At 62.5% G+C, this 6,008-nt stretch carries 4 protein-coding genes; 1 reads left to right on the top strand and 3 read right to left on the bottom strand.

Annotation, left to right across the window (positions count from 1 at the left end):
* On the bottom strand, window positions 1-1,548 hold a 1,548-nt coding region (locus SGJ19_04755), incomplete at its 3' end, for a methyl-accepting chemotaxis protein (GenBank protein ID MDZ4779542.1).
* Window positions 1,549-1,809: 261 nt separating this feature from the next.
* Window positions 1,810-3,096, bottom strand: a complete 1,287-nt coding sequence (locus tag SGJ19_04750; GenBank protein ID MDZ4779541.1) for a PQQ-binding-like beta-propeller repeat protein — start codon at window positions 3,094-3,096, stop codon at window positions 1,810-1,812.
* A 423-nt stretch (window positions 3,097-3,519) separates the two neighbouring features.
* Between SGJ19_04750 and SGJ19_04745 the strand changes: the two genes are divergently transcribed.
* Window positions 3,520-5,112, top strand: coding sequence for a BBP7 family outer membrane beta-barrel protein (locus SGJ19_04745; GenBank protein MDZ4779540.1), 1,593 nt, complete (start codon window positions 3,520-3,522; stop codon window positions 5,110-5,112).
* Here the strand turns inward: SGJ19_04745 and SGJ19_04740 are convergent.
* The gene (locus tag SGJ19_04740; GenBank protein MDZ4779539.1) at window positions 5,109-5,942 is read right to left on the bottom strand and encodes a TIGR00282 family metallophosphoesterase; all 834 of its coding nucleotides are present in this window, start codon (window positions 5,940-5,942) and stop codon (window positions 5,109-5,111) included. The genes SGJ19_04745 and SGJ19_04740 overlap by 4 nt on opposite strands.
* Window positions 5,943-6,008 lie beyond the last annotated feature (66 nt).

Here is a 6,008-nt window from a genome sequence, read left to right as displayed (position 1 = left end):
GGCGTTCAGGGCGAGCAAGTTGGTTTGCTCGGCGATGTCTTGAATGACGTTCACCACCTGGCCGATGGCCTCGGCGGCGGTGCTGAATTCGCGGATCTGTTCGTTGCTCCGCTGCACCAGTTCCGCGGCGGTGCCGACGACGCCAGCCGACTCGACCGAGCTACCAGCAATGCCGGCGATCGAGCCGTTCATGAGGCGGACCGATTCCGCCATGATGTTCATGTCGTCGGCCATGCGCTCGGTCGACGAAGCCATGTGCTTCATGTTGCTCGACAATTCCTCGACGGCCGAAGCGACGGAGCTCGCGCCGAGCTTCGATTCCTCAGCGCCGGTGGCCAGCGCCCGCGCGGTGCTGGTGAGTTCGTTTGCGGACACGCAGACCTTCGCCGAACCCGTGAGGATGCGGCCGATCGTCGGTTCGAGTCGATCCATGAACTTGTTAAACCACTTGGCGACTTCGCCCAATTCGTCGGGGGACGATTCCAGCCGCAACGTGAGATCGGCTTCGCCTTCCGCGATGCCGCGCAAACGGTCGCGCAGTATGGAAACACGCCGCAGGATCGATCGCGCCAACCGGTAGGCGAGGCCGCTGGAAACGGCCAAGGTCACCAGCATGGCGCCGGCGAGCGAATAGAGCAGGCGATCGGACGCCGCGCGCGTCTCGCGGGCTTCCGTGAGCAGCCGTGAGGCAAGTCCGTCGTCGACTTCCTTCAAAAGATTGATTTTGGCGGTGATGGTATCGAACCACTCGGTTGCTTTGACGCCGAAGCCGCCTGTGGCGTGTGTGGCGATGGCCTTCTGGCGGAATTCACCGACGTGGACCACGCAAGGCGCTTTCAGTTTCTCGCTCAATAACTCGCGATCCTGCGCGGACGAGTGATTGGCGAACTCGGCCAGGTACGCGTCTTGCAGGGCGACGAGTTGTTGGAATTTTTCGTACATGCCGGGGCCAAAGCTGTCCTGAGCAAAGGTGTTGGACAGCACGGCGCGTTCGATGCCCGCGCGTTCTTTCGATTTCAAGAAGCTCGTATAGGCGCCAATGCGAATGGCAATGGGACCATCGCCCGTTACGGTGGCCGCGCGGCCGATCACGTCTAACAAACTAGTGTTAGCGCCGGTGTAGTAGCCAATCGCTTCGGGGGCGGGGATGTCCAGTGCGGAGACGCGTTTGCGCACGTCCGTCAGTTTGTCGAGCGGTTTTAGGGCCTTGGTCAGTTCGGCACTGAACTCGGCGCCGAAATCGTCGGCGGAAATGGTCGCGAGGAACCCGTTCAACTGCTTAAGCTGTCCATCCGTGGCGGTGCGTTGCGTCTGCAAGCGCGCGCGGAATTCGTCGCTCTTGTTGCCGAGAAACCCGGCCGTCGTGCCGCGTTCCTTTTGTGTTTCATGGACCAGGGAGCTGATCCGCGTGGACAACTCGGCCAGGGTGACGATGCGATTCATCTCCTGCGAGTGCCGCCAACTGCTCCAGACGCCGGCGGTGCCAAAGGTCATGGCGGCGATCAACGGCACCAGCAGGGCGATGATCAATCGGGTGCGAATCTTCATGGTTTCAGCTCCGCGCCACGGTCGGCGCTTTCCGCGGGGAATGGAGGAACGCTTGGGGCTCAGTCAATTACCCCGGGAGTACCCTACGTCATCCCTCAAACGGCCGGTGCCAATTGGCACACTTCGCGAAACCACAATTCCGCATGGCGAGGACCGTTGCAATCTGCGCAGAACGATTGTCCAGGAATGGCGCAAGAGTGCGCGCATTCCCACCTTTTCCTAAGTGAGGATCGACCAGCGCTCCCAACTCGGCGGCGATGGTTACGGCTTCAACTCAAAGCACATCAGCTTGTCGTCTTCGCGCAGATACAGTCGTCCGTCGAAGATGACCGGGTGCGCCCAACTGGGACGCTGTCCGCTCCCGGGAACTTTGAAGCTGCCGACTTCCTTGAAGGCGGCGGGCGAAGCTTGGACCAAGGTCATGGTGCCGTCGGCATAGCGCACGTAGATGTGCCCGTCCGCGGCGACGACGCTGGCCGAATTGCGCCCTGTGCCGCGCGATTTCCAGACGATGCTTCCGGTCATCAGCTCCGCGCAAAACGGAATGCCCTTGTCGTCCGAGTCGCCGTAGAGATAGTCGCCCACCAGCACGATCCCGCCGTGCTTGTTGGCCAGTTCTTTGTTCAGCCCGTAGATTTCCTCCACCGTGACCGCACCATCCACATCGCCCACTTGCCGCAGTAGGGCGCCGCCGCGGCCGTAGCCGGCGGCGAAGAAGACGAGGTCGCCGCGGACGATCGGCGTGGGAATCACGGCCGTGGTTTGATCGATGTCATAGGTCCAGAGGAGTTTGCCGTCTTCAGCGCGGACGCCCATCGCGCCGCTGCCCGTGGTTTGCACGTAAACGCGCGTGCCGCCGATCTCGGAAATCACGATCGACGCGTGGCCGGCGCCGCGGTCTTCCGGACGGGAGCACGACCAGATCACGTCGCCGGTCAACTTGTCGAGCGCGACCATGGTGTTCGCTTCGGCGCCGGGGGTGCAAACGAGCTTATGTCCGTCGATCAGCACCGCTTCGCTGTAGCCCCAGCCGTCGGCCTTGTCGCCGCCGAACTCGGCTTTCAAATCCTTGCGCCAGACTTCGTCGCCGCGGTCGTTCGCGCAGATCAGCACGCCATGCGCGGTCAGTACGTAAATGCGATTCGCGTCGACCGTCGGTGTGCTCCGCGAGCCCTGCCACGAGGGATCGCCTTCATTCCAGGCTTCGCCGGTTTTCGTTTTCCAAAGTTGCTGGCCGTTCGCCAGATTGAAACAGAGCAAGTACTCGTCCTTGTCTTCGGCGGTCGAAGGGCCGTCGCCCATCGTGTAGATCCGCCCGCCGGCAATGGCCAGGCTGGCATAGCCGCGACCCGCTCCGGCAGATTCCCAAACCAAGGCCGGTCCGGCTTCCGGCCATGCGGTGAGCAGCCCCGTATCCGGCGCCACAGCTGTCCGCTCCGCTCCACGAAAGGTCGGCCAACCGTCGGCGGGCGTCGCCGACCGAACGGTGGAGGCCGAACCGGCCAACAACAGACCGCAAAGCGTGAATACCGGGACAGCCAAACGCATAGAGTAACTCCACGTTGAATTTGAGCGGAATGCCGCCATCGCCCCAATTCTAACAGCAGGAATCTGCCAATAACACCAACCCGGCGTGCCGCCGGGCGGGCGGATGGATTCGGCCAGCGGCCCGCTTTAGCATTCGGACGGTGCAAAACCAGGCAACCTAGCCTCCGCATTTTCCCGCCGGCAGCACCGTTGCGATCTGAAAAACCGTTATGATCCGCAGTTTCGTTTTAATTCCCCCCAGCGATACATCCGACAAACTCAATTAGGGACTTGTGCGGCACGTCTGGAATTCAGGCGTGGCGCACCCGCGTGAAGATTGGCTCGCGGCGTCCCGGGTAGGACGGGTGTTGTTCAAGTGCTGCAATACACACACGCCGCGTAGCTGCCGTGAGGTCACGGTCGCGGCACCGAGGGGGAGCAACGATGAATCGACGGGTATTTGCCTGGGCGGCGGTCTGCGCCGTCGCGGTCGGGGTTTCGTCTTCGCACGCGGTCGCTCAGACCGCCAAACCGCGCGGCGTGCGCCCACTCCCGAGCGGGCGGGGACAAGTCGCCAAGGAAGAGACGGCCGAGCCCGCGCCGGCATCTCCCGTGAAACAGCGCCGCGTGAAGGTGCCGAGCATCGCACAGCCTGACGGCGTGCGGCCGTTGCCGAGCGGCCGCGGCCAGGGCGCCGGAGTCGTGCGACAATCGCAATCGTCGCAGCCGCAACGCATCGCGCGGGCCGTCGAAGCGCGCGAACCCATCGACGACCATTACGACGAAGGGGAGTTGGCGGCGCACTATGAAGATGCGGCTGCCGAGCCCGCGGAATACTACGACGAGCAAGTCCAGCCATCGGGATACTACGACGAAACCGCGTCGGAGAACCCTTGGGTGGACGAGTCGGAGATGATGGCCGAGGAGCCGATGTACGACTCGGGACCCTCCCTGCCAATGCAGCGCGATTTCCCCTGGTGGGTGCGCGGTGAATACATCGGCTGGTGGGGCAAGGGCATCGACCTGCCGGCGCTCGTCACGACTTCACCCGCCGGAACGGGAGCTGCGCGGGCGGGGTTGCTTGGCGACCCAGGCACGCAAGTCTTATTCGGCGACGACAGCTACGACGAAGACTTGCGCGGCGGCGTGCGATTCACCGCGGGTTACTGGCTCGATCACGGGCATTGCCAAGGGATCGAGGGATATGTCTTCGCACTCGGCGAAGAAACACTTTCCTACAGCAACGCCTCGCAAGGCGGGTTCCCGATCTTGGCGCGGCCGTTCTTCAACGCCGATCCAGCGGTGCAGCAATATGTTGCCCAACTGTTGTCGCATCCGGACGTGGCGAACGGGCAGTTCGATTTCGACTTCAAGACTGAGACGACCGGCGCCGGTATTTTGCTTCGCACCAATGCGGCCCGTTCGTTCGAGCACAACGTCGATTTCCTGGGCGGGTATCGCTACACCAAGATCGAAGACAACCTACGGATCGACGACATGTTGACCTCGACCGCGGTCGGCGGCAACGTACCGCTCGGCACTGTGGTCGCCGGGTTCGATCAAATCGACACGAACAACGAGTTCCACGGCGTCGACCTGGGCATGCAGGTCGACTTCAAGAAAAACCGCTGGACGATCTCGTTCCTCGGCAAGTGCGCACTCGGCAACATGGCGCAGGACATTAACATCGACGGTTCCACGACGGTCACCGTGCCGGGCGCCGGATCGAGCACGACGGCTGGCGGCTTATTGACACAACCGACGAATATCGGTGAGTTCTCGCGCGATAAGTTCACGGTGGTGCCGGAGGCCAATATCAACGCCCGGTATGTGCTGAATTGCCGCTGGACGGCGCTCTTGGGATACAACTTCATTTACTGGAACAACGTGGTTCGAGCGGACGACCAGGTCGATTTCCGTGTCAACACCACGCAAGTCGGCGGCACGCTGTTCGGCCCGGGCCAGCCGGAGATGGAGTTCAAAGAGACGAACTATTGGCTCCAAGGCGTGAACGCTGGTTTGGAACTTCACTTCTAAAGTTCCAGCACGCGGGCCGGCTGATTGAGCGCCGCCAGTCGGGTCGCGTCCGCCTGCCGTACGCAGACGCGCTCGATGGAGGTGGCGCGTCCCGTGGCAGGGTCGACTTCAACCAGTGCGCCGCAGATCCGCGGATCGCCTTGGGCGACTTCGAAATGCGTGGGATTGAACGTGATCGTGGTTTCGATTACTCGGTCATACCGGCGGCCGAGCACGCTGTCGTACGGGCCGGTCATCCCGACATCGCACTGGAAGGCGGTGCCGCCAGGCAAGACGCATTCATCGGCCGTCGGGACGTGCGTGTGCGTTCCCAGTACCGCGCTCACGCGGCCGTCGAGATAGCGCCCGAGCAGTTGCTTGTCGCTGGTGGCTTCGGCGTGAAAATCGACGATCCGAATTTTCACCTCGGCCGGAATGGCCGCCAATACGCGATCGGCCGCTTTGAAGGGGCAATCGACCGGCCGCATGAACACGCGACCGAGCAGGCTCAGCACCGCTACTTGTTCGCCGTCTTTCGTGGTCACCACGGCGAACTCGCGGCCCGGCGCGTCGGAAGGAAAATTTGCCGGCTTGACGATGTTCGATTCTTTTTCGAGTACCGAGATGATTTCGTTCCGGCGGTAGATGTGGTCGCCGAGCGTGATGGCATCGACGCCCGCGGCGAGCAATTCCCGGTAGATCGCCGGCGTAAGTCCGGAACCGCCGGCCGCGTTTTCGGCGTTGGCGATGATCAGATCTAAATGGCGTTCTTCGCGCAATCCGCGCAGCGCCTGCTGCACGATCTGCCGGCCCGGTTTACCCACGATGTCGCCGATGAGGAGGATGCGCATGTCTCGAAATTCTCAGGCGGCGATCGGCGCGGTAGTCCGGGTTGCTGGGACGTTCACTGCGGGCAA

The organism is Planctomycetia bacterium, assembly GCA_034440135.1.
Classification (GTDB): domain Bacteria; phylum Planctomycetota; class Planctomycetia; order Pirellulales; family JALHLM01; genus JALHLM01.
Note: the sequence above shows the minus strand (reverse complement) of the source record. Positions and strands in the feature narration are given on the sequence as shown.

Coding starts and splice junctions, on each gene's coding strand:
- SGJ19_04750 (MDZ4779541.1), bottom strand. CDS start 3,096: ATGCGTTTGGCTGTCCCGGTATTCACGCTTTGCGGTCTGTTGTTGGCC.
- SGJ19_04745 (MDZ4779540.1), top strand. CDS start 3,520: ATGAATCGACGGGTATTTGCCTGGGCGGCGGTCTGCGCCGTCGCGGTC.
- SGJ19_04740 (MDZ4779539.1), bottom strand. CDS start 5,942: ATGCGCATCCTCCTCATCGGCGACATCGTGGGTAAACCGGGCCGGCAG.